At 68.9% G+C, this 21,195-nt stretch carries 21 protein-coding genes, 1 tRNA gene and 1 pseudogene; 12 read left to right on the top strand and 11 right to left on the bottom strand.

What is annotated here, in order from left to right; genetic code table 11:
• Nucleotides 1-291 precede the first annotated feature (291 nt).
• The 5 genes and pseudogenes from ACFPIH_RS14560 (at nt 292) to ACFPIH_RS14540 (ending at nt 3,755) form a co-directional block, all read left to right on the top strand.
• Nucleotides 292-539, top strand: a pseudogene (locus ACFPIH_RS14560) (helix-turn-helix domain-containing protein).
• A 74-nt stretch (nt 540-613) separates the two neighbouring features.
• Nucleotides 614-988: a helix-turn-helix domain-containing protein gene (locus tag ACFPIH_RS14555; RefSeq protein ID WP_381172100.1), complete on the top strand. Its 375-nt coding sequence runs from the start codon at nt 614-616 to the stop codon at nt 986-988.
• Nucleotides 989-1,027: 39 nt separating this feature from the next.
• Nucleotides 1,028-2,545, top strand: a complete 1,518-nt coding sequence (locus ACFPIH_RS14550; RefSeq protein ID WP_381171760.1) for a LacI family DNA-binding transcriptional regulator — start codon at nt 1,028-1,030, stop codon at nt 2,543-2,545.
• A gap of 119 nt (nt 2,546-2,664) precedes the next feature.
• Complete coding sequence (locus tag ACFPIH_RS14545; RefSeq protein ID WP_381171758.1) at nt 2,665-3,306, top strand: DUF433 domain-containing protein; 642 nt, start codon at nt 2,665-2,667, stop codon at nt 3,304-3,306.
• Nucleotides 3,303-3,755, top strand: coding sequence for a DUF5615 family PIN-like protein (locus ACFPIH_RS14540; protein ID WP_315886462.1), 453 nt, complete (start codon nt 3,303-3,305; stop codon nt 3,753-3,755). Before ACFPIH_RS14545 ends, ACFPIH_RS14540 begins: the two co-directional genes overlap by 4 nt.
• Before the next feature lie 106 nt (nt 3,756-3,861).
• On the opposite strand, the gene ACFPIH_RS14535 is transcribed toward ACFPIH_RS14540, so the two are convergent.
• Together ACFPIH_RS14535 and ACFPIH_RS56510 are read right to left on the bottom strand one after the other, a co-directional pair.
• Complete coding sequence (locus ACFPIH_RS14535; protein WP_381171756.1) at nt 3,862-4,638, bottom strand: hypothetical protein; 777 nt, start codon at nt 4,636-4,638, stop codon at nt 3,862-3,864.
• 118 nt (nt 4,639-4,756) lie between these two features.
• A protein-coding gene (locus ACFPIH_RS56510; RefSeq protein ID WP_465270371.1) for an IS630 family transposase occupies nt 4,757-5,844 on the bottom strand; the annotation gives its coding sequence in 2 pieces (ribosomal slippage) (nt 4,757-5,383 and nt 5,386-5,844; 1,086 coding nt in all).
• Between the two features lie 282 nt (nt 5,845-6,126).
• On the opposite strand from ACFPIH_RS56510, the gene ACFPIH_RS14520 reads away from it, so the two are divergent.
• The gene (locus ACFPIH_RS14520) at nt 6,127-6,735 is read left to right on the top strand and encodes a hypothetical protein (RefSeq protein ID WP_381171750.1); all 609 of its coding nucleotides are present in this window, start codon (nt 6,127-6,129) and stop codon (nt 6,733-6,735) included.
• 172 nt (nt 6,736-6,907) lie between these two features.
• On the opposite strand, the gene ACFPIH_RS14515 is transcribed toward ACFPIH_RS14520, so the two are convergent.
• The 5 genes from ACFPIH_RS14515 to ACFPIH_RS14495 all read right to left on the bottom strand — a co-directional run bounded on the left by ACFPIH_RS14515 (nt 6,908) and on the right by ACFPIH_RS14495 (nt 10,693).
• A complete protein-coding gene (locus ACFPIH_RS14515) occupies nt 6,908-7,741 on the bottom strand; it encodes a hypothetical protein (RefSeq protein WP_381171748.1) in 834 nt (277 codons plus the stop codon).
• Nucleotides 7,742-7,829: 88 nt separating this feature from the next.
• The gene (locus tag ACFPIH_RS14510; RefSeq protein ID WP_381171746.1) at nt 7,830-8,519 is read right to left on the bottom strand and encodes a DUF488 family protein, N3 subclade; all 690 of its coding nucleotides are present in this window, start codon (nt 8,517-8,519) and stop codon (nt 7,830-7,832) included.
• A 242-nt stretch (nt 8,520-8,761) separates the two neighbouring features.
• Nucleotides 8,762-8,835, bottom strand: a tRNA-Pro gene (locus ACFPIH_RS14505).
• A 33-nt stretch (nt 8,836-8,868) separates the two neighbouring features.
• Nucleotides 8,869-9,636, bottom strand: a complete 768-nt coding sequence (locus ACFPIH_RS14500) for a Pr6Pr family membrane protein (protein ID WP_381171744.1) — start codon at nt 9,634-9,636, stop codon at nt 8,869-8,871.
• Nucleotides 9,637-9,766: 130 nt separating this feature from the next.
• Nucleotides 9,767-10,693: a metallophosphoesterase gene (locus ACFPIH_RS14495; protein ID WP_381171742.1), complete on the bottom strand. Its 927-nt coding sequence runs from the start codon at nt 10,691-10,693 to the stop codon at nt 9,767-9,769.
• A gap of 117 nt (nt 10,694-10,810) precedes the next feature.
• On the opposite strand from ACFPIH_RS14495, the gene ACFPIH_RS14490 reads away from it, so the two are divergent.
• Nucleotides 10,811-11,275: a GatB/YqeY domain-containing protein gene (locus ACFPIH_RS14490; RefSeq protein ID WP_381171740.1), complete on the top strand. Its 465-nt coding sequence runs from the start codon at nt 10,811-10,813 to the stop codon at nt 11,273-11,275.
• Between the two features lie 144 nt (nt 11,276-11,419).
• Here ACFPIH_RS14490 and ACFPIH_RS14485 read toward each other — a convergent pair whose 3' ends face one another.
• Nucleotides 11,420-13,729, bottom strand: coding sequence for a transglycosylase domain-containing protein (locus ACFPIH_RS14485; RefSeq protein WP_381171738.1), 2,310 nt, complete (start codon nt 13,727-13,729; stop codon nt 11,420-11,422).
• A gap of 563 nt (nt 13,730-14,292) precedes the next feature.
• Here ACFPIH_RS14485 and wblA point away from each other — a divergent pair.
• A complete protein-coding gene (gene wblA / locus ACFPIH_RS14480) occupies nt 14,293-14,631 on the top strand; it encodes a transcriptional regulator WblA (RefSeq protein ID WP_055634507.1) in 339 nt (112 codons plus the stop codon).
• A gap of 266 nt (nt 14,632-14,897) precedes the next feature.
• Here wblA and bagB read toward each other — a convergent pair whose 3' ends face one another.
• Both bagB and bagA read right to left on the bottom strand, forming a co-directional pair.
• The gene (gene bagB / locus ACFPIH_RS14475) at nt 14,898-16,364 is read right to left on the bottom strand and encodes an ATPase BagB (protein WP_381171736.1); all 1,467 of its coding nucleotides are present in this window, start codon (nt 16,362-16,364) and stop codon (nt 14,898-14,900) included.
• Nucleotides 16,361-17,338, bottom strand: coding sequence for an ATPase BagA (gene bagA, locus ACFPIH_RS14470; RefSeq protein ID WP_381171734.1), 978 nt, complete (start codon nt 17,336-17,338; stop codon nt 16,361-16,363). The genes bagB and bagA overlap by 4 nt, the downstream gene beginning before the upstream one ends.
• A gap of 136 nt (nt 17,339-17,474) precedes the next feature.
• On the opposite strand from bagA, the gene ACFPIH_RS14465 reads away from it, so the two are divergent.
• The 4 genes from ACFPIH_RS14465 to ACFPIH_RS14450 all read left to right on the top strand — a co-directional run bounded on the left by ACFPIH_RS14465 (nt 17,475) and on the right by ACFPIH_RS14450 (nt 20,289).
• Entirely contained in the window at nt 17,475-17,633 is a 159-nt protein-coding gene (locus ACFPIH_RS14465) for a DUF4177 domain-containing protein (protein WP_003967454.1), read from the top strand.
• A complete protein-coding gene (locus ACFPIH_RS14460) occupies nt 17,630-18,094 on the top strand; it encodes a RidA family protein (RefSeq protein ID WP_381171731.1) in 465 nt (154 codons plus the stop codon). The genes ACFPIH_RS14465 and ACFPIH_RS14460 overlap by 4 nt, the downstream gene beginning before the upstream one ends.
• Nucleotides 18,095-18,574: 480 nt before the next feature.
• Complete coding sequence (locus ACFPIH_RS14455) at nt 18,575-19,462, top strand: NUDIX hydrolase (protein ID WP_381171730.1); 888 nt, start codon at nt 18,575-18,577, stop codon at nt 19,460-19,462.
• Nucleotides 19,459-20,289, top strand: coding sequence for an MBL fold metallo-hydrolase (locus ACFPIH_RS14450; protein ID WP_381171728.1), 831 nt, complete (start codon nt 19,459-19,461; stop codon nt 20,287-20,289). The genes ACFPIH_RS14455 and ACFPIH_RS14450 overlap by 4 nt, the downstream gene beginning before the upstream one ends.
• A gap of 94 nt (nt 20,290-20,383) precedes the next feature.
• Here ACFPIH_RS14450 and ACFPIH_RS14445 read toward each other — a convergent pair whose 3' ends face one another.
• Nucleotides 20,384-21,058 (bottom strand): Crp/Fnr family transcriptional regulator, encoded by a 675-nt coding sequence (locus ACFPIH_RS14445; RefSeq protein ID WP_029382547.1) that lies wholly within the window; start codon nt 21,056-21,058, stop codon nt 20,384-20,386.
• Nucleotides 21,059-21,195 lie beyond the last annotated feature (137 nt).

Genomic DNA, 21,195 nt, shown 5'->3' with positions numbered 1-21,195 from the left:
TCAGGCTGGTAGCGGGCGGGACCAAAACCGTAGGGCACGATCGCCGGTTGACCAAATAGTTGCCCTATCGGCCGAGCCAGAAGCATCACATCGGGAAGCCGTTGACGCGCTGGCGACGGCGAAGCTACAACACAACACCCCACGTCAGAACCGCTTCGAGGCGTCTATGTGAGCTTGCGTGACATCAGAGTGGAGGACTGGAATTTCCCCCTGCTCGCTGGCTAAGCGGGCGCAACATAGCCGACGATCGCCGGTTAACCAAACCGGGGATTTCACGCTACAACTGGAGCTATGGCAGCACGTTCTCTGGAAATGGGTCCGGCAGGAATACGGACCGCCCACACCATCGAAATCCTCCGCACCGGACGCGGTCTCGCCCAGCGCCAGTTGGCCGACCGCGTCACGGCCCGATGTCCAACACGATGCTGTCTCGAATCGAACGTGCCCAGCGGCGTTGCGACGTCGACGACCTCGTCGCGATAGCCGAGGCACTCCTCGTCTCACCCCTCGTGCTGCTGGAGGGACCGAGCACCTCCTGAGACGGGCCACCCACCGCCGCTGATCGAGCATCCTCCACCGAGTAAGGACCCCACCCCTCTTGCCCCACCCCTCGATGCCCCCTGCCCTCGCACGCCTTCCGCACCGAACGGATGGTGAAGCCGCCCTGCCCCGTCTCTACCGCCCCGAGGAGATCGCCGAGACCCTCGGCTGCTCAGCCTGGTGGGTCAAGGACCGTGCACGTCGGCGCCTGATACCGCACACACGAGTCGGCCGCGGCTACCGCTTCACCGCGGACCACCTCGCCGAGATCATCCGCATCCACGAGGAGCCGGCGCCACAGCGAGCCCAGGCGCCGCCACCGGCCAGTCCGCCGGAGTCGGCTATGACGCCGTCGCGTCCGACTCGGCAGACGCGGCCCTCCACGTCCTCCGCCCCGCGTCTCAGGGCCCGACCGCCCCGCAGGTCCCAGTACGGCACTGCTGCGTAGCTGTACCCGGCACATCCGAGAAAGGAGGGGATACGAGGCGTGGGCTTCGCCGAGAAGCGCGGCAGTTACTGGCGCGGTAGATACAAGGTCAGCGAGGGCAAGTACGGCACCGTCGTCGACCCGACGGGCGCGGTGGTCAAGTTCGCCACCAAGAGGGAGGCCAAGCAGGCCGCGGACGAGGAAGAAGCCAAGGTCCGGCGCGGCACCTGGCGCGACCCGGCGGCCGGACAGGAGACCTTCGGCGAGTACGCCAGCCGCTGGTACGACGCCCAGGACCTGGCCGCATCCACCATGCAGAACTACCGCCGCCACATCGAGGAGCACCTGCTCCCCGAGTTCGAGGACAAGGCCCTCGCCGGCATCCTCCGCACAGACGTGGACACCTGGGAGAAACGGGAGAAGACCGTCTACGCGGCATCCAGCGTCAAGACGTGGCGCTCGACGCTCCACCTCATCCTGGAAGACGCCGTGGACGAGGGCCTCATCATGTCCAACCCCGCAGCGAAGCGGCGCGGGCGTGGCAAACGCGCCGGCCGCTCCCGCGACCGCGGCCCCGAGAAGGTCATCACCGACCCGCTCGGCCTGCTCCTCATCGCCGAACGCGCAGCCCTGCTGTCCGGCCGCGACGACGAGTTCGTCGCCGTGATCCTCAAGGGCTACACGGGGATGCGGTGGGGCGAAATCGTCGGTCTGGAGACCGAGTTCGCCCGGCCCGGCGCCATACGCGTGGAACACCAGCTGTACGAACTGGACTCGGGTGAGCTGATCCGCTGCCCGCCCAAGGACGACAGCTACCGCACCATCGACGCGACGCACTGGCTGTCGGCCCTGGTTGCTGACCACATCGCCCGTACGAAACCGGCGCCGTGCCCCTGCCACGGCAAACGCTACGTCTTCCACGGCCAGGGCACCGCCCGCACCGGCGGACACACCGGTGCCAAGCTGGTGGACGTCGCCCGACGCGCGGGCGTCTCCACCGGCACTGTGTCCAACGTCCTCAACCACCCCGAACGCGTACGGGAGGACACCCGCGCCTGCGTCGAACTCGCCATCGCCGAGCTGAACTTTGTCCGCGGCGGCATCCCGACGGAGAACGCCGCTCATTTGCGCCGCAATGGCTTCGCCACGTGGCTGTTCGCGCCTGCCACATCCGGTTGGTACCCGAAGAAGGCACCTCAGGAGGCCCGCCCGGTCCCGCTGCTCGGCGAACCCTGGCCCGGTGTCCCGGTCCGTGGCCGCAACGCCCAAGGCCGTGCCGACGCCTGCTGGCTGCCCATCGCCAGGGGGCTTACCCCGCATGGCCTGCGCCACTCTCACCGCACGCACATGGAGGACCTGGGCACCGAGAAGGTGCTGATGGACGAGCGCATGGGCCACATCGACGGCTCGGTCTCGGCGCGGTACGCCCACGTAACCCCTGGCATGCGTGAGCGTCTCAAGGCTGGCTTGACCGAGCAGTGGGAGGCAGCGCTCGATGCCCGGCGGAGCCTGCACCCGCGCTCGCCGGTCGCCGTACTCGATCGGCTACTGCGCGCTCGCACCACGACGATGGCCTGATGGTCGGGAGACGGGCTCCGATTACCTGGAATGGAGCCCGTCTTTTCCGATCTCGGCGGAAGGCATGAGAATGGAGTACGGTCACAAAAGATCCGATGGGGGCGGAGAGGAGGAACGCGGTGTCGTATGAGCCCAAGCTCGCCGCAGCCCTTTCCGGCGCCACCCTGCGGCAGCTCTCCCACTGGCGCCGCGCTTCCGGCACGAAGGGCGCACTCCTCGTTCCGGAGATCTCCGACTCACGCCCGATCCTGTATTCCTTCCGCGATGTGGTTGCTCTGCGGGCCTGCGTGAAGCTTCGCAAGGAGACGTCGCTCCAGAAGATCCGTAGGGCGGTGGACACGCTCCGAGAGGACCTGGGCGAGCGTGAGCACCTGTCCTCCTACGCGCTTGTTGCGGGACCGGACACGATCTACCTTGCGGAGCCCGAGCAGGCGGTCGATCTGATCAGAGGCGGGAACGTGGTCATCCACCAGTTGGTGGACGTGCTCGCGCCCTTCTACAAGGACGGCCGCCACATTCCGGACCTGCTGAAGCCGCGGGACCACGTCGCCGTCGACTCCGCGGTGCGTGGCGGTGAGCCGGTCATCGAAGGGACACGCATCCCGGCGGCTGAGGTGGCTGCCCTGGTGAGGGACGGTGTCCCCCCGGACCGGGTTAGCGACTTCTACCCAGGAGTCAGTGCTGCCGCTGCACGCGACGCGGTCGATTTCAGCGACTACGTGGACAGCTACGTCGATGGCTCTCGGCAGGTTGTCGCTTGAAGCTGCTGCTCGACGAGAACGTCCCCAGGCCCATGGCAGAGATCGTGCGCATTCTCCTCACCGCGCACGACGTGGTGCACGTCCATGAGCTGGACGGTTGGGCCGGCACGAAGGACATCGAGCTGTACGCGAAGGCCAAGACGGAGGGCTTCCAGGCGATCATCACCAATGACGCCAAGCAACTGAACCGGCCCATGGAAGTCGAGGCGATCGCGCGGTCGGGACTCCACCGCATCCAGTACCGCCAGAACAACAAGCACGGCGGCCTGGTCGGCCTCGGCACCGCGATAGCCACCGTGTGTGCCGCGCTGCCGCACGCCATTGCCGAACTCGAAGGGGCCGACGGGCAGCGGCTGGTGTCCCTCACGGCCGTCGACCCCTCGCGCCACAACCGTCTGCAGATCACCGACCCGAAGGCATCCCCGCCGAAGCACTGGCCCACATCCTGAGCCCAGGGCGCCCGACGACGTCAGCACCGCGAATCCGCCACCGAACTGGCTGTCTTGCGGCTGACCGTCTTGCACTGGGGCGCAGCGGTCTGGGACGGGAACCCCTCTATGCCGGCGGTCGGCGTACCACGTCGTCGTCCGTCACTTCGTACACGTCGATGCGCAACAGCTTGCGAACATGCGCCGGAACGCGCTCGACGGCCTTCACGGACGCGGACGGCACCACCAGCGCGTACCGCGTGTGGGGTTCCTGGCTCGTCATCCGCCGCAGCAACTGCCCGTAGGCGATGTCGGCGTCGATTCCCTTCTCACTGGTGCGGCCCTTGGCTTCGCAGATCAGCCGCTCACTGCCACGCACGGCTTCGAGATCGGTCCAACGGTCCGTGGGATCAACCGGTGTCCACCCGTCGGCGAGGAGCCAGGTACGAAAGGCGTCGGTGACCCGGTCCTCGTCGCTGTCGCGTGCCAGGATCTTCCTCAGCGCGGCCAGGTCCGTCTCCTGGTTACGGCGCAGTCGTCCGCGACCGTCCGCATCGAGGTCGGCCGGCCGGATCACGATCAGCCGCAGTCCGTGCGCGGGAATCTCCGCATCACGCCGGGCGTCGTACAGTGCCCGCTGCTCGCCGCGGTGGACGCCGCTGACGGTGAGCCTGTCGGGCTTGTCGAAGTGGGGCATGGGCTGGTCGTGCTGGAGTTCCCGGTATTCGACCACGAGTTGGTGGCCGGGCCAGTAGGCGTCGACCGGCAGTTTGGCACGCCGGCCGCCCGTCCCGGGGTCACCCTGCAGCCAGTCGAACTTGTGCTGGGTCAGTGCGGTCTCGCCGAACACTTGGTTGCACAAGCCGACTACGTACGCCTCGTCACTGTCGTCTCTCGTTCCCATGAGCGCGCATCATGCCAGCGTTCGCAGTCATCGAGGCGGGTCTTCCGAGGCGGCTGTCACCGGCACGTACGGATTTCAGAGGTCGTCTTCATCGACGGGTTCGGGTTCGCGGGTTTATCTACTGCGGTTGAACTCGGGTTGTCGTCGGTGTGAGTGATAGCCCGGTTCCGGCGAGGCATCCGTCGATCAGGTCGGGGCGATACTGGATGGATCTCAGGCCGCGTCGGATGGTCTGGATCAGGTGCTCGGGTGTGGTGAAGGCGGTGTTGGACAGCCAGCCGCGCCGCAGCAGGGACCAGATGCCCTCGACGGGGTTGAGGTCGGGTGCGTAGGACGGCAGCTGGTAGACGGTGAGCCAGTCCCGTCCGGCGATGAACTGCCGCATTCCGGCGGTGAGGTGGACATTGAGGTTGTCCCAGATGAGGACGATCGGGCCGCCGAGCTGCTGGTGGGCGGCGATGAGCAGGTCGCGGTAGTCGGTCCAGGCGAAGCTCTTGCGTCTGTCGCGTCGGCCGTCGTCGCGGCGGGGCCGGTAGATCAGCCGGGAGCGTTCGCCGGGCTTGTAGCAGGTCAGGGCCGCGATCGAGATGCGGCGGCGGGATCGGCCTCGGACCCGGATGACGGGCGTGCGGCCACGGCGGGCCCAGGTGCGGGCGGTGGGCGGCGTCATCGAGAAGCCGGACTCGTCTTCGAAGACGATCCAGGCGTCGAGCGCCGCCGCGAGGCTTCCACCTGCGGCCAGGTCTCCTTCACCCAGCCGGTGACCCGGTCCTCGTCACGCTCGACGGCCCGTCTGGCCGGAACCTGGCAGGAGAAGCCGTGCCGGATCAGCAGCTTGCGTACCCCTTGCAGGGTGTAGCTCTTGTGGAAGCGCCGCCCGATCACGGTCTTGATTCTCGACAGGGTCCACCGCTGGTCCGGCCAGCCGTGCGCCACCGGCCCCTTGGCCAGCTCGGCTTCCAGCACCGCGAACTGTGCCTCGCTCAGCCGCGGCGGCGAGGCCGAGCCGGCCGAGCGCAGGGCCCGCGGTCCGCCCCTGGACCACGTCCGCCGCCACCGCTGGACGGAACGCACGCTGACCCGTAACTCCTTGGCGATCGCCGAACTCGGCTCGCCCGAGGCGAACCGCTCGGCGGCCCTCATCCGGATGCCTTCGCGGAACTGCCTGCGCTCATCGCTCAGGCCACCGACCTGCGCGTACCTCATGAGGACGGCGTACCGCGAGGATCAAGCTCTGTCAGCACCTACGACAACCCGAGTTCAACCGCAGTAAGCCCGGTGACTGCGAGATCTCGGGGGCTTGCATAGGACTTCGGGAATCTGTGCAGCTGCCTCGTCACCGAACGCTACGTCCTCGACCTCGCCTAAAGCCCGCCCGAGACCGCGCGCGACGTGTACGGCTCGGTGGCCTCGGTACTGGTATTGGTATGGAGTCGGCGGATCGCCCCGAATTGGTGGGACGGGGCTGGGGCGGAGCGTATGCTGTGCATGGCAGATCGCGCCTGCCCGCTCCGAGTCATGGTGGCCCACGTCCATCGTGGCGGCGAAGACAAGGTTCCCCGAATCGCGCAGCAGCGTTCTGCCAGGTCATCCAAGTATCTGCGGCGGGATGGACGTGGGTCGTCCCGCGAGATGGAGCACATGATGACCCGGGACCGTCGCCGCAAGGCTGAGATTCACGCCCACCAGGGAGTCACCGGAACGGCGTATCTGGTGGCCCGCCGACAGATCACTGCTTTGGCCAAGGTGATGCAGCAGCATCCGCAGCTCAACTCCTTCGGCATCGGCGTCTTCGATGCCCGTCGCAAGACGGCCGAGCAGCGCCGGACCGACCTCGCCGTCGGCCGTGAGGAGTTGGCCGGAGGCGTGGCCATGGTGATGGAGACGGCCGCGTGGCTGCGCGAGAACATCACGCCGATCAAGACTCCTACCGCCAGCAGCTACAGCGTGAAACACGTGATGGAGTGGGCAACCGACAGGTACGTCACCAATGGCGAGTTCATCGCCGCCGCTCTCGTCGCTGGCTACACCTTCAAGTACGCGAAGCCGAATGTGCTGTTCGGCATGAGCGACCGGGACCTGAAGAGGATGAACTGAGCGCCCCAGCAGGGAACCCTCGGGCCGTCTGAACGGGTCTCAAAGGGGCTTGGCCTTCCATGGGTGCTTTGTCGTGTGCGCAGGACCTTCGAGGTCCTGCGCACACGACAGCTCAGAAGTAAGCGACGCGCAGCAGCACAGCAAGTCCGCCTGAATCTCCGGCAGGAACGCGTCACTCACCGAACAGACTGCCCTGCACGTACTCGACGACCTTTCGCTCCGGGTAGAAGACAGCCAACAGCATGAAGGTCTTGGGATGGGCCGCGATGTTCCCGACAAAGAAGTGGACGGCCCGGTTCGGTGCGCACATCCGGTCGTACCAAGTCTCGCGCAGTGCCTCACGGACCCCACGCTCGCCGTACTTGCGCAGGAACTTTCGGTACGACTGGCCGGCCTCCCAGTCCTTCAGTCCCATGTCGTGGGTCGGACAGTCGTCGTCGGCGCAGCGGAAGCTGTAGCGGAAGTCGAGCGGCACCCACTCCAGCGGATTCAGTTCCTGCTCGAACAGGTCGAGTTGGTCGGCCAGGGCGGCCTTGGAGATGGACCAGGGCTCGGCGGACTCCAGCCGGAAGCGGGTGATCTCGGCGGGCTGGAAGACGCCGAGCGACGTTCCTCGCTTCTCCTGATCCCGCTTGATGGCGCAGAGCGACGGGGCGACCAGCGGCTCCACATACCGGTACCGCTTCTTCCAGCCGCCGTCGGACGGTACCGCACCCACGATTTCCAACGTGTCGAGGTCGGGCCGGAGACTCTCCGGGCGGGAGTCCCGCTCCCGGCGGTGCGGTTCGACGTCGACTTCAATGATCGAGTACTTGGAGAACTGGGCGTCCTCGCTCAGGAGCCGGAAGGGCACCGGGAAGAGCCGGACGTGCTGTGGCTCGCCCTGGTCCAGGCGTATGCCGGCCACGCAGCTGGTCTCGCGGTACTTGTTGGACAGCTCCGGATACGTCTTGACCGTGATCATGATCCGTGCGCGCTGCCGTTTCCCGAATGCCGACGACGCCATGGCGTGCCCCCTCCATCGGTCTCCCCGATCTGATTGGAAGAGAGGCATGCACCGCTGGCAAGGGCGCGTGCGAAAGCCGGGGGCGAAGTCAGGCCAGGGGATTCACCGGGACCGAGACTCGGCCTCGGACCGTCTCCAGGACGACCTGCCGGTGGCAGCGGCTCTCGTCCTTCTCGAAGCACAACACCGCCACCCGCGACTGCTGGGCATGCTCCGCGAGGCGGTCAAGGTCGGCCTGTGCCTCCTGGGACCGCAGCAGGCCACGGAAGCGCGCGCGTCCCACCTCGACCCGGCCGTCCCAGAAGGGCTCCCGGTTGTCCTTCGGATTGCCCAGGCCACGCAGGTGCGTGTACTCAATACCGGCCTCTGCCAGGGCATCTCCGAGGCGGGTCTTGCTGAAGCCCTTCTTGCGACTGATCGGCGTGAGCCGTACATCCGCCACGACACCGATGTGGCTGTCGACGAGCGCGGCGACGAACGAGTCGATGTCCCGCCCTTCGTATCCGGCGGACCAGAGGCCGGGCGTGACGGCCGGGACCTGGGTCGCCCGGAACAGATCATCGAGAGAGACCGCAAGAGCCTCAGCCACCGAGCCAACGGTCAGGAAACCTGGCTGGATCGCTCCCTCGCTCTCCAGACGGCCCAGCGTCCCGACGGCGATGCCTGCCTCTTTCGCCAGCCGTTCCCGCGTCCACCCACGGTCTTCCCTTAACGCACGTACCCGCTGGGCGAGCGCACGGGCCCGGTCGTGAGAAGGAGCTGAGAGATGATCAGCCATATGCGGTGTTCCTAACGACCGTTGGGGTGGCCCGCACGGGTGTTCCTGATCAGCTACGAGCCCGGATTCGCGAATGCGCAGGTCATCGGGCGCGAGAGCGCCGCTGTTCCTGCGGCACCGGAGACTGCGCCCGGGAGAAGCCGACCAAGATCTTCTCCCAGATTTCTCCCAAGCGATCTCCAGGAACCAATCAGGGACCCGACCCGCACTGCGGATCAGGCCCCTGACCTGGTACTTCTCTGTCGGGGTGGCGGGATTTGAACCCACGACCTCTTCGTCCCGAACGAAGCGCGCTGCCAAGCTGCGCTACACCCCGATGTCGCTGCTCGTCGCGGCGACGTCGTTTACTTTAGCCCACTGGTGGCCGGAGGCGAAATCCGGTTTTGGCGCGGTGGCGGAGTGGGTTGGGGCGGGCGTGGTCGAGGGCTACGAGGAGGACTGCCAGGCCGTAGAAGGCGAGGCCGAGGAGGAGGGCGTTGGCCAGGGTGTGCCTGAAGCCGTGGGCCTCCGCGTCGAGGAAGGGGTAGAGGTAGCGGCCGGGGGTGCCCTCGGGGATCAGTTCGGCTCGGGTGAGGGTGAAGGCCAGGTAGGTCAGGGGGTAGAGCATCCAGGTCGCGGTCCGGCGGAGGCGCAGGCGGGCCGGTGGGGTGAGGAGGAGCCAGTCCAGCGCGGCGGCCAGGGGGGTCGCGGTGTGGAGGAGTTGGTTGGTCAGCCAGTGCCAGCCGCCGGTTGTTGAGCCTGTCACCGAGACGGTGGGCGGGAGCAGGTGGTGGACCAGGCCGGCGACCGTGACGTAGAGCAGCGCGGCGCCGGGCAGGGTGCCGGGCAGCGGCTTGCGGGCCGACCAGGCGCGGCGGGCCGACAGGAGTGTGACCAGGGCCAGGAGCAGGTTGCTCTGGACGGAGAAGTGGCTCAGTACGCGCAGGGGGCTGCCCAGGAGGAGCGCGAGGGTCACCCCTGCGGCAGCCGTGCCGGCGATGAGCAGCCGTAGGACGGCGGCCAGGGGGCGGCGTACGGGAGGTACCACCGCTGAGGCGGGGACGAAGGAGGGCAGTAGCGCGTGGGTCCGCGGAATCGCGGGTAGGTCCGGGATGTCCCTGGGTATCGGCGCGGTCATGCCCCCACGCTAGATAAATAGGGCGTAAGGGGCGATATGGGTGGGCCGTCCGGGGGAGTCCGGGGGGCCCGTCCACTTGTGCAACGGGCTTCCCTGAGTCCCAGGGACTGGCAGCCGAGGTCCTCGGCCGCTACTCCCTCCCCGTCAGCGTCAGCAGCGTCACCTCCGGCGGGCAGGCGAACCGTACCGGTGTGTAGCGGTTCGTTCCGCAGCCCGCCGAGACGTGCAGATAGGACGTGCGGCCCTCCGCCGTGTGCGTGGACAGGCCCTTCACCCGGTCCGTGTCCAGGTCGCAGTTGGTGACGAGGGCGCCGTAGAAGGGGATGCAGAGCTGGCCGCCGTGGGTGTGGCCGGCCAGGACCAGGGGGTAGTCGTCCGCCGTGTACGCGTCCAGGACGCGCAGATACGGCGCGTGTACGACGCCCATCGCGAAGTCGGCGGAGGCGGACGGGCCGCCGGCCACCTGCGCGTAGCGGTCGCGCTTGATGTGCGGGTCGTCCAGTCCCGTCAGCTCGATCGACACACCGTCGACCTTCAGGACGCTCCGGGTGTTGGTCAGGTTCAGCCAGCCCGCCGCGTCGAAGCCGTCCCGCAGGTCCTCCCACGGGTTGTGGACGACGTTGACCGCGGGTGCGTTGCCGTTCAGGCCGTGGCGGCCCTGGGTCTTCTCCAGCAGATAGAGGGCGGGGTTGCGCAGCTTCGGGCCGTAGTAGTCGTTGGAGCCGAAGACGTACGCGCCCGGGAACTCCATCAGCGGGCCGAGGGCGTCCAGGACCTCGGGCACGCCCTCCGGGTCGGAGAGGTTGTCACCCGTGTTGATCACGAAGTCGGGACGCAGCCCGGCCAGCGAGCGCAGCCAGCGCTGCTTCTTGCGCTGACCGCCGACCATGTGGATGTCGGAGACCTGCAACACGCGCAGGGGGCGCATTCCGGCGGGCAGGACGGGGACCGTCACCCGTCGGAGGCGGAAGGAGCGGGCTTCGAAACCCGCCGCGTAGGCCAGACCGGCGGCGCCAGCCGCCGCGATGGACAGAGGTACTCCGTATCGCGCGCGCATTCGTCCATCGTGTCAGATCGCGCTGACGACCCGTCGGCCGAGTCCCGTTAACTTACGGGCTGCCCGCCCTTTAAATGGGCGGGCACCAGGCGCCGCGCACCTGCGACAATCAAACGCATGACCACGCTCAAGTCGAAGCTGCAGGAAGACCTCAACGCTGCGATCCGGAAGCGCGACGAGCTCCGCTCCTCGACGCTCCGGCTGACGCTCACCGCCATCACCAAGGAGGAGGTCGCGGGCAAGGAGAAGCGCGTCCTCTCCGACGACGAGGTGCTGAAGGTGATCACCAAGGAGGCGAAGAAGCGCCGCGAGGCCGCCGACGCCTTCGCGCAGGGTGGTCGGGCCGAGAGCGCCGAGCGGGAGAAGGCGGAGGGCGAGGTCCTCGCCGAGTACCTGCCGAAGCAGCTCAGCGACGACGAGCTGAACGACATCGTCACCCAGGCCGTCGAGGAGGCGAAGGCGGCCGGTGCCGAGGGGCCGCGCGCGATGGGCGCCGTGATGAAGATCGTGAACCCGAAGGTGGCGGGGCTGGCCGAGGGAGGCCGGGTCGCCGCGGTGGTGAAGAAGCTGCTCGCCGGCTGACCGGCCACCCGCCCACGGTTCCCGGGCAGGAAAGCGGCCCCTGTCTCGTCGTACGGGAAGATCTCTCCTTACGAGATGATCTCTCCGTACGAGGAGCAGGGGCCGTTTTCTGTGGCCGGAGCTCAGCTTTTCTGTGGCCGGGGCTCAGCCGCGGTTGCCGCCGTTGTCGTTCCCGCTGGTCTGGCCCTGGAAGAAGCCGCCGTCGGTGAAGCCGGTCGTCGAGTTGCCGCCGGTCGAGCTGTTGCCGCCGTCGGACGTGCCCCCGTCGGACGTGCCGCCGGTGAGCAGGCCGCCGATGAAGTTGTCGTCATCGTCGTCGTTGTCGCCGTTCCCGCCGCCGTTGTCGCCGTTCCCGTCGTTGTCGCCCTTGTCGCGGTCCTTGTTGCGGGGGATGGTGACGAGGTTGAAGGGCGGGGCTTCCTTGCCCTCCAGGGCGCCGGTCATCGCGTCGCGCCAGATCGGGCCGGGGGTGTCACCGCCGTAGACCTGGGAGTGGTAGACGCCGCCGATGTAGATGTTGTTCATCTCGACCTTCTGGGTGGCGCTGCCGACCCAGACGGCGCCCGAGAGGTTCGGGGTGTAGCCGACGAACCAGGCGTTCTTGCGGGAGTCCGTCGTACCCGTCTTACCGGCGTTCGCGCGGCCGGACAGACCGGCCTGCGTGCCCGTACCCGAGTCGACCACACCGCTCAGCAGGGTGTTGATGGTGTCCGCGGTCTTCTCGCTCATCGCGCGCGAGCAGGTCGACTTCGGGACCTCGAGTGCCTTCTTCTTGCCGCCGACGGTCTGGGTGATCGACTCGATGGCGACCGGGGTGCAGTACATGCCGCGACTGGCGAAGGCGGCGTACGCGCTCGCCATGGTGAGGGGCGAGAGACCCGTCGAACCGAGGGTCATCGAGGACGGCACCTCGGGGACCTTGTCGCCGTTGCCCTGGACCACGCCGAGCTTGTTGGTCATGTTCACCACGGGGCACATGCCGATGTCGGCCAGCATCTGCACGAAGTAGGTGTTGACCGACTTGTTCATCGCCGTCTGGAGGTCGTACGGGCCCTTCTCGGACTCGCTCTCGTTCTCCAGCTTGTAGTTGTCGTCGTTGACCCACGGCTTGCCGCTGCACGTCTGGACCGTCGCCGGGTACTGCATCGAGTACGGCGCCGCGTACGTCTGGTTGGCCGGGCGGCCCTCCTCCAGCGCGGCCGCGGCGACGAACGGCTTGAACGTCGAACCCGTCGGGAAGCCGAAGTTCGAGCCGCCCATGGACGCGTTGACCGAGTAGTTGTACTCGGTCTCGTTCTTGCCGTAGCCGTACGGCTTGGACTGGCCCATCGCGAGGATCTTGCCGGTGCCGGGCTCGACGAGGGTGGAGGCCGCGGCGACCTTGTCCGACTGGTAGATGTGCTCCTTGAGACTGTTCCGGACGGACTTCTGGGACTGCGGGTCGAGCGTGGTGCGGATGGTCAGGCCGCCCTGGTTCCAGACCTTCGCCCGCTCCTCCTTCGTCTTGCCGAAGACCGGGTCGCTGAGGAAGACCCGCTCGACGTACTTGCAGAAGAAGCCGGCGCCCTGGACGGCGGTGATGCAGCCGTTCTTCGGCTGGGTGACCTTCAGACCCAGCGGGGCCTTGCGCGCCTCGGCGGCGTCGGCCTTGGAGATGTCGCCGACCTCGGCCATGCGCGTCAGGACGACGTTACGGCGCTTGATGGCCTCGGCCTCGTCGTTGACCGGGTCGTAGCGGCTCGGCGACTGGACGATGCCGGCCAGCAGGGCCGCCTGGGGGAGCGTGAGGTTCTTGGCGTGCTTGGAGAAGTACCGCTGGGAGGCCGCCTCGACGCCGTACGCCTGCTGGCCGAAGAACGTGATGTTCAGGTAGTTCTCGAGGATCTTCTTCTTGCCGAGCTCCTCCTCGACCTGGATCGCGTACTTCAGCTCCTTGATCTTGCGGCCGATGGTCTGCTGGGTGGCCTGCGCGACCTTCGTCGGGTCGTCGCCCGCCTCCTCGACGAAGACGTTCTTCACATACTGCTGGGTGAGCGTCGAGGCGCCCTCGGAGACCCCGCTGTTCTGCACGTTCTTGTTGAGCGCGCGCAGCACGCCCTTCAGGTCGACCGCGCCGTGCTCGTAGAAGCGCGAGTCCTCGATCGCGACGATCGCCTTCTGCATGTACGGCGAGACGTTCTTGAGGTCGACCACCGTGCGGTCACGGGAGTAGACGGTCGCGATCTGGGAGCCCTTGGAGTCGAGAATGGAGGTGCGCTGGCTCAGCGGTGGCGTCTTCAGGTTGGCCGGGAGTTCGTCGAACGACTCCACCGACCCCTTGGCGGCCAGGCCCAGTGCGCCGAACGCGGGCAGCGCGATGCCCGCCAGGACGGCTCCCGAGAGCACACTGACACCGAGGAATTTGGCGGCCTGCTGTGTGGCGGACAGGCCACCGCCCGAGCGCTTGTTTGGCATGAGGGCAGCCTAATCCGTAGTCATGAGCGTTCCGCAGGGGCGGCTGCCCCTGCGGAGGTTCGGCGCCTGATCGTGACAGTTCGGGGCAGCGGCTCGAGGTAGCGGCCTTCCCCCGGCATCGTGAGGGCGCCACGCGGTACGGCAGGGCGCAGCAACACGACGTGTCTACGTTCTCATTCGCCGGACACACGTATATGCCTTGGCCTAAGCTGCTCTCAACTGTCACAGCAGCAGGGCTACGTATCAATACGTCCGGCGACCCCGAATCGTTCCGGAGGTTCCCCAACTTTTTTGGTGGGGGCGTGTCCGAATCCGCCTTGTGTGTCACTCGGCGTCCGTTGTGACGCAACAGAACTGTCTCTTTTGCCGGGATAGTCACGTATGTTGCAGGTTCACTCCCCCGGGTGATCTGCCGCTTACCCATAGTCCGTTCGGGCCATTCAAGATTGGGCCCGAAGGGGGTGTTGCGCTGTGCCCACCTTCCGTAACGTCCTCAACTGGCGGCGGTGAATATGCCGCTGCCGCCGTGGGGGAGCCTCGATTCGGGAGAGGACGGCGCCGGTATGGGCTGGGTAACCGACTGGAGTGCGCAGGCTGCCTGCCGCACTACTGATCCGGATGAACTGTTCGTTCAGGGAGCAGCGCAGAACAGGGCCAAGGCGGTGTGCACCGGATGTCCGGTACGTACCGAATGTCTGGCCGACGCGCTCGACAACCGCGTCGAGTTCGGCGTGTGGGGAGGCATGACGGAGCGTGAGCGCCGCGCCCTGCTGCGCAGGCGGCCCACGGTGACATCGTGGCGCCGGCTCCTCGAGACCGCGCGCTCGGAGTACGAGCGCGGCTCGGGCATCGTGTCGCTCGACGACGACGAGATGTACGAGAACTACGCGGCGGTGAGCTGAGGCGGCCACGCCGCCATCCGCCGGAAACCACCGCGCGGAACAACACCACCGCGCGGAACAACACCACCGCGCGGAAGGACACCACCGCTCGGCGAAGCCCGTGCGCCCGGGGAAGCTCGTGGCCGTGCGCTCGGGAAAGTTGTTGGGTCGGCTCCCTGTGGCTTCGGCTCTGGGCCGCTGCTGCGGGAAGCGCCTGTGCCCTCAACTCTCGACCGCTGGGGGAAGGCTGTGGCGAAGCCCTTGGCCTCCGCTCTCGGCAGTTCCGCTCAGCTGTCGGCGGGATCGGTGGGTTCGGTCGGCTCGGGCAGCTCCGGTCGCCTGGTCGCGAGTCGGTTTCCGATGTCCCGCAGTCCCGCGAGGTCGTGCACATCGCCGGGCAGCGCAGCCACTTCGACGACCGCCACCTCTGGGTGGAGCGCGGCGAAGCGGTCGCGCGTGCGCTGCTCACGCGAGAGCAGATGCATGCGCTCGGCGTGCAGCCTCAGCAGTCCTGCGGTGAGGTCGTCGACCGACCGGCCCGTGCCGACGGGGGAGTCGGGCTCGGACGCGAGGGCCTTGTCGGGGGACTCGGGGGACTCGGATGTAGGTGGTTCTGAACTGTCGTACGTGTCGGGAGAGTTACGAAGTCCAGCTTTCCCGTCGTCCTGATCGACAATGCGGGGCCTGTCAAGATTTTCCGCCGCGGGGACATCTGCGGAGACATCCGCAGGGACATCCGCGGGGACCTCGACGAGGTCGAGATTCTCCGCGGCGGCGAGCGCCCGCTCGGCGGACAGCTGGGCTGCCCCGCTGCCGTGGACCCGGTTGAGCACCAGGCCGGCCAGTGGCATGTCCTCGGCGGCCAGCCGCTCCACGAAGTACGCGGCCTCCCGCAGCGCGTCCCGCTCGGGAGCCGCCACCACCAGGAACGCCGTCCCGGGCGCCTGGAGCAGCTTGTACGTGGCGTCCGCGCGCGTGCGGAACCCGCCGAACATCGAGTCCATCGCGGCCACGAACGTCTGTACGTCCTTCAGCAGCTGCCCGCCCAGCAGCTTGCCGAGGGCGCCCGTCATCATCGACATCCCGACGTTCAGGAACATCATCCCCGCGCGCCCGCCGACCTTCGCGGGCGCGAGCAGCACCCGGATCAGCTTGCCGTCGAGGAACGACCCCAGCCGCTTCGGCGCGTCCAGGAAGTCCAGCGCGGAACGGGACGGCGGGGTGTCGACGACGATCAGGTCCCACTCGTCCCTGGCGCGCAGCTGCCCCAGCTTCTCCATCGCCATGTACTCCTGCGTGCCCGCGAAGCCCGCCGAGAGCGACTGGTAGAACGGGTTCGACAGGATCGCGGCGGCCCGCTCGGGGTCCGCGTGCGCCTCGACGATCTCGTCGAACGTGCGCTTCATGTCGAGCATCATCGCGTGCAGTTCGCCGCCGCCGGCCGAGCCGCCGCCGGCCGAGCCGCCGCCGGCCGAGTCTTCGAGGCCCTTCACCCGGCGCGGGGTGTTGTCGAGCGAGTCGATGCCCATGGACTGTGCGAGCCGGCGTGCCGGGTCGATGGTGAGGACGACCACCTTGCGGCCCCGCTCGGCCGCCCTGAGCCCCAGCGCCGCCGCGGTCGTCGTCTTCCCGACGCCGCCAGAGCCGCAGCACACCACGATGCGGGTGGCCGGGTCGTCGAGCAGCGGATCGATGTCGAGGGCGTGCGTGCCGGAGATCCGATGCTGGGTCTGAGCGGCCTGGTCCCGGCTCATGCGATCCCCTGCTTCCGCAGCTCGGTGGCGAGTTCGTAGAGGCCCGCCAGATCCAACCCCTCGGCGAGCAGCGGCAGTTCGTGCAGGGGCAGGTCGAGACCGACCAGGACGGCGCGCTGCTCGTGCTCCAGCGTGTACCGCTCGGCGTACTCCTCGGCCTGCCGCAGGAGCGGGTCCACCAGCCGCTCGGCACGTCCCCCGCGCCGCGCCCCGCCGAGCCCCGCGGTGGACAGCGACCGGGCAACTGAGGAACGCGTCACACTCCGTACGAGTTCCAGCTGGTCGGCGTCGAGCACCTCGGGCCGCACCATGTTCACCATGACCCGGCCCACCGGCAGCCGCGCCGCCCGCAGTTCGGCGATGCCGTCGGCGGTCTCCTGGACCGGCATCTCCTCCAGGAGCGTCACCAGGTGCACGGCCGTCTCGTTCGACTTCAGCACTCGCATCACGGCCTGCGCCTGATTGTGTATCGGGCCGATCTTGGCGAGGCCCGCGACCTCGTCGTTGACGTTCAGGAAGCGGGTGATGCGGCCGGTGGGCGGTGCGTCCATGACGACGTAGTCGTACACGAACCGTCCGGCCTTGTCCTTCCTGCGCACCGCCTCGCACGCCTTGCCGGTGAGGAGTACGTCCCTCAGGCCGGGCGCGATGGTGGTGGCGAAGTCGATGGCGCCCAGCTTCTTCAGGGCCCGTCCGGCGCCCCCCAGTTTGTAGAACATCTGGAGGTAGTCCAGAAGGGCCAGTTCGGGGTCGATGGCGAGCGCGTACACCTCACCACCGCCCGACGCGACGGCGATCTTGCGTTCCTCGTAGGGCAACGCCTGTGTCTCGAAGAGCTGTGCGATGCCCTGCCGGCCCTCCACCTCGACGAGAAGCGTCCGCTTCCCTGCCGTGGCGAGAGCCAGCGCGAGGGCCGCGGCGACCGTCGTCTTTCCGGTCCCGCCCTTGCCACTGACGACCTGGAGCCTGCTCACATCTTCGAGCGTAACCAGTCCGTGGCCGGAGCAATCCGGAGGCTGTGGACAACAGGGTCCGATATCGGCCACTTGGCCTGGGAAGGCCCCCTGGTCGACAGCGGATCCAGCCGGTGCAGCCGATACAGTCGCCCCCATGACCAAGTGGGAATACGCAACCGTTCCGCTGCTCGTCCACGCCACGAAGCAGATTCTGGACACCTGGGGCGAGGACGGCTGGGAGCTCGTCCAGGTCGTGCCCGGACCGAACAACCCCGAGCAGCTCGTGGCCTACCTGAAGCGGGAGAAGGCGTGAGCGTCGTCGAGGAGAGGCTCGCCGAGCTGGGGCTGACCCTGCCGGCCGTCGTGCCGCCGCTCGCCGCCTACCAGCCCGCCGTGCAGTCGGGGCCGTACGTGTTCACCGCCGGCCAGCTGCCCATGGTGGACGGCAAGCTGCCGGTCACCGGCAAGGTCGGCGCGGAGGTCACCCCCGAGGAGGCCAAGGACCTGGCCCGCACCTGCGCGTTGAACGCCCTGGCCGCCGTGAAGTCGGTCGCCGGTGACCTGGACCGCATCGCGCGCGTGGTGAAGGTCGTCGGCTTCGTGGCGTCGGCCACGGACTTCACCGGCCAGCCCGCCGTCCTGAACGGCGCGAGCGAACTGCTCGGCCAGGTCCTCGGCGACAAGGGCGTCCACGCGCGCAGCGCGGTCGGCGTCGCGGTCCTGCCCCTGGACGCGCCGGTCGAGGTCGAGATCCAGGTCGAGCTGGCGGATTAGCGCCCCCGGGCACAGCCCTACGGCGCCCGGCAGCCCTGGGCGGGTGAGCGGAGCGGGCTCGGCACGTGCAACCGCGAGACAGCGGGCCCGCGCCGGGCCGGCCACCCTCCGGGGCGGACCGTCCCGCGCCGGGCCAGGCGCCCGCAGCACCGACCGCGCCGGGCTGGGCACCTTCCGGGTCGGACCGTCCCGCGCCGGGCCGGGCACCCTCCAGGGCGGACCGTCCCGCGCCGGGCCGGGCACCCTCCGGGGAGGATCGACCCGCGCCGGGCTAGGCGCCCGCAGGACCGACCGCGCCGGGCCGGGCACCCTCCGGGGCGGACCGTCCCGCGCCGGGCACGGCACTCCCCGGTGGGCCGACCCGCGCCCGGCATGGCGCCCTCCCGGGCAGACCGCCCCGCGCCCGGCCCCGCACCCTCCTGGGCGGACCCGACCTGGCACCTCTCGAACATTCGGTCCCCAGGGGATAGCCTCGCGCCCATGGCGAATGGGCAGTGGTTTCCCTCGGACTGGCCGGAACGCATCCAGGCGCTCGCGGACGGGACGCTGACCCCCGTCACCCCGAAGCGCGCGGCCACCGTGCTGCTCCTGAAGGACCCCAGGGGCGGCACCGGCGGCCCGGTCGTCCACATGCTGCGCAGACGCGCCTCCATGGCGTTCGCGGGCGGCGCGTACGCCTACCCGGGTGGCGGTGTCGACCCGCGGGACGACGAACGGCACGTTCGCTGGGCGGGCCCCACGCGCGCGTGGTGGGCACAGCGCCTCGGTGTCGAGGAGACGGCCGCCCAGGCGATCGTCTGCGCGGCCGTACGCGAGACGTACGAGGAGGCGGGCGTCCTGCTCGCCGGGCCGACCCCCGACTCGGTAGTCGGCGACACCACCGGCGCCGACTGGGAGGCCGACCGCGCCGCCGTCGCCGCCCGTGACCTGTCCTTCGCGGAGTTCCTGGACCGCCGCGGCCTGGTCCTGCGCTCCGACCTGCTGGGCGCCTGGACGCGCTGGATCACCCCGGAGTTCGAGCCGCGCCGCTACGACACCTGGTTCTTCGTGGCCGCGCTCCCCGAGGGCCAGCGCACCCGCAACGCCTCCACGGAGGCCGACCGCACGGTGTGGATCCGCCCCGAGGAGGCCGCCGCGGGGTACGACAAGGGCGAGCTGACGATGATGCCGCCCACCATCGCGACCCTGCGCCAGCTGACGCCGTACGCGAGCGCGGCGGAGGCCCTGGCCGCGGCCCCCGGCCGTGACCTGACCGCCGTCCTCGCCGAGGCCCGTCTGACGGACGACGAGATCGTGCTGTCCTGGCCGGGCCACGGCGAGTTCACCAAGCACATCCCGATCCCCACTGCCGGTGGAGGCCACGCATGACGGACGCGAGCACCCTGCCCGGCCAGCCGCGCGGAGGCGTCCTGTCCGGACCGGCCACCACGCGCGCGGTGAACGTCCTCGCGCCCAACCCCTCCGCGATGACCCTGGACGGCACGAACACCTGGGTCGTCGCCGAGCCCGACTCGGAACTGGCGGTCGTGATCGACCCGGGTCCGCTGGACGAGGAGCATCTGCGGGCGGTCGTCGACACCGCCGAGCGGGCCGGCCGGCGGGTCGCCCTGACGCTGCTGACGCACGGCCACCCCGACCACGCCGCGGGCGCCGTCCGCTTCGCCGAGCTGACCGGTACGAAGGTGCGGGCCCTGGATCCGGCGCTCAGGCTGGGCGACGAGGGCCTGGGCGCGGGCGACGTGATCACGGCCGGCGGCCTCGAGCTGAGGGTCGTGTCGACCCCGGGCCACACCGCCGACTCCCTCTGTTTCCATCTGCCGGCCGACCGGGCCGTCCTGACCGGCGACACGATCCTGGGGCGCGGTACGACGGTCGTGGCGCACCCCGACGGCCGACTGGGCGACTATCTGGACTCCCTGCGCCGCCTGAGGTCCCTCACGGTCGACGACGGCGTCCACACGGTCCTCCCGGGCCACGGTCCCGTCCTCCAGGACGCACAGGGCGCCGTCGAGTTCTACCTGGCCCACCGGGCCCACCGTCTCGCCCAGGTCGAGACGGCGGTCGAGGACGGCTTCCGGACGCCCGCGGAGGTCGTCGCCCACGTGTACGCCGACGTCGACCGCACCCTGTGGCCGGCGGCGGAACTGTCGGTACGGGCCCAGCTGGACTACCTGCGGGACCACGGGCTGATCTGACGGCCGCACACGGGGCCACACGGGCGGCCACACACGCGTGGGCCCCGCCTTTCGACAGGCGGGGCCCACGAAGCCGTACGGCGCGACCCCCGCGTCAGCGGGACCGCTTCGCCAGCCGCTCCACGTCCAGCAGGATGACCGCCCGCGCCTCCAGGCGGAGCCAACCGCGCTGGGCGAAGTCGGCGAGCGCCTTGTTGACCGTCTCGCGCGAGGCGCCGACGAGCTGCGCCAGCTCCTCCTGCGTGAGGTCGTGCACGACGTGGATGCCCTCCTCGGACTGCACGCCGAACCGGCGGGAGAGGTCCAGCAGGGCGCGCGCCACGCGCCCGGGGACGTCCGAGAAGACCAGGTCGGACATGGCGTCGTTGGTCTTGCGCAGGCGCCGGGCGACGGCGCGCAGCAGGGCGGCGGCCACCTCGGGGCGGGCGTTCAGCCAGGGCTGGAGGTCGCCGTGGCCCAGGCCGAGCAGCTTGACCTCGGTCAGCGCCGTCGCCGTCGCCGTACGCGGGCCCGGGTCGAACAGCGACAGCTCGCCGATCAGCTCGCCGGGGCCGACGACGGCCAGCATGTTCTCGCGGCCGTCAGGGGACGTGCGGTGGAGTTTGACCTTGCCCTCGGTGACGACATAGAGCCGGTCACCGGGGTCGCCCTCGTGGAACAGGGAGTCGCCACGGGCGAGCGTCACCTCACTCATGGAGGCACGCAGCTCAGCGGCCTGCTCGTCGTCGAGTGCCGCGAAGAGCGGGTTGCGCCGCAGAACGTCGTCCACGAGTTCTCTCCTTGTCGACCTGCTCAGGGGATCTTGCTCCCCGCTTACCAGGGGACCGTGCTCCCCATTTTGCCGGACGGTCCAAACAGTGTGATCTGTCACAAGGATGCCGCACACCAGTCCCGAGGTAAGCGGCA

The organism is Streptomyces vulcanius (genome assembly GCF_042653945.1).
Taxonomy (GTDB): domain Bacteria; phylum Actinomycetota; class Actinomycetes; order Streptomycetales; family Streptomycetaceae; genus Streptomyces; species Streptomyces mangrovi.
Note: the sequence above shows the minus strand (reverse complement) of the source record. Positions and strands in the feature narration are given on the sequence as shown.

Bases quoted from the DNA above. Each gene is read 5' to 3' on its own strand.
- ACFPIH_RS14555 (WP_381172100.1), top strand. From the start codon at position 614: ATGCCCCCTGCCCTCGCACGCCTTCCGCACCGAACGGATGGTGAAGCC.
- ACFPIH_RS14535 (WP_381171756.1), bottom strand. From the start codon at position 4,638: ATGGGAACGAGAGACGACAGTGACGAGGCGTACGTAGTCGGCTTGTGC.
- ACFPIH_RS14520 (WP_381171750.1), top strand. From the start codon at position 6,127: ATGGCAGATCGCGCCTGCCCGCTCCGAGTCATGGTGGCCCACGTCCAT.
- ACFPIH_RS14515 (WP_381171748.1), bottom strand. From the start codon at position 7,741: ATGGCGTCGTCGGCATTCGGGAAACGGCAGCGCGCACGGATCATGATC.
- ACFPIH_RS14510 (WP_381171746.1), bottom strand. From the start codon at position 8,519: ATGGCTGATCATCTCTCAGCTCCTTCTCACGACCGGGCCCGTGCGCTC.
- ACFPIH_RS14500 (WP_381171744.1), bottom strand. From the start codon at position 9,636: ATGACCGCGCCGATACCCAGGGACATCCCGGACCTACCCGCGATTCCG.
- ACFPIH_RS14495 (WP_381171742.1), bottom strand. From the start codon at position 10,693: ATGCGCGCGCGATACGGAGTACCTCTGTCCATCGCGGCGGCTGGCGCC.
- ACFPIH_RS14490 (WP_381171740.1), top strand. From the start codon at position 10,811: ATGACCACGCTCAAGTCGAAGCTGCAGGAAGACCTCAACGCTGCGATC.
- ACFPIH_RS14485 (WP_381171738.1), bottom strand. From the start codon at position 13,729: ATGCCAAACAAGCGCTCGGGCGGTGGCCTGTCCGCCACACAGCAGGCC.
- wblA (WP_055634507.1), top strand. From the start codon at position 14,293: ATGGGCTGGGTAACCGACTGGAGTGCGCAGGCTGCCTGCCGCACTACT.
- bagB (WP_381171736.1), bottom strand. From the start codon at position 16,364: ATGAGCCGGGACCAGGCCGCTCAGACCCAGCATCGGATCTCCGGCACG.
- ACFPIH_RS14465 (WP_003967454.1), top strand. From the start codon at position 17,475: ATGACCAAGTGGGAATACGCAACCGTTCCGCTGCTCGTCCACGCCACG.
- ACFPIH_RS14455 (WP_381171730.1), top strand. From the start codon at position 18,575: ATGGCGAATGGGCAGTGGTTTCCCTCGGACTGGCCGGAACGCATCCAG.
- ACFPIH_RS14450 (WP_381171728.1), top strand. From the start codon at position 19,459: ATGACGGACGCGAGCACCCTGCCCGGCCAGCCGCGCGGAGGCGTCCTG.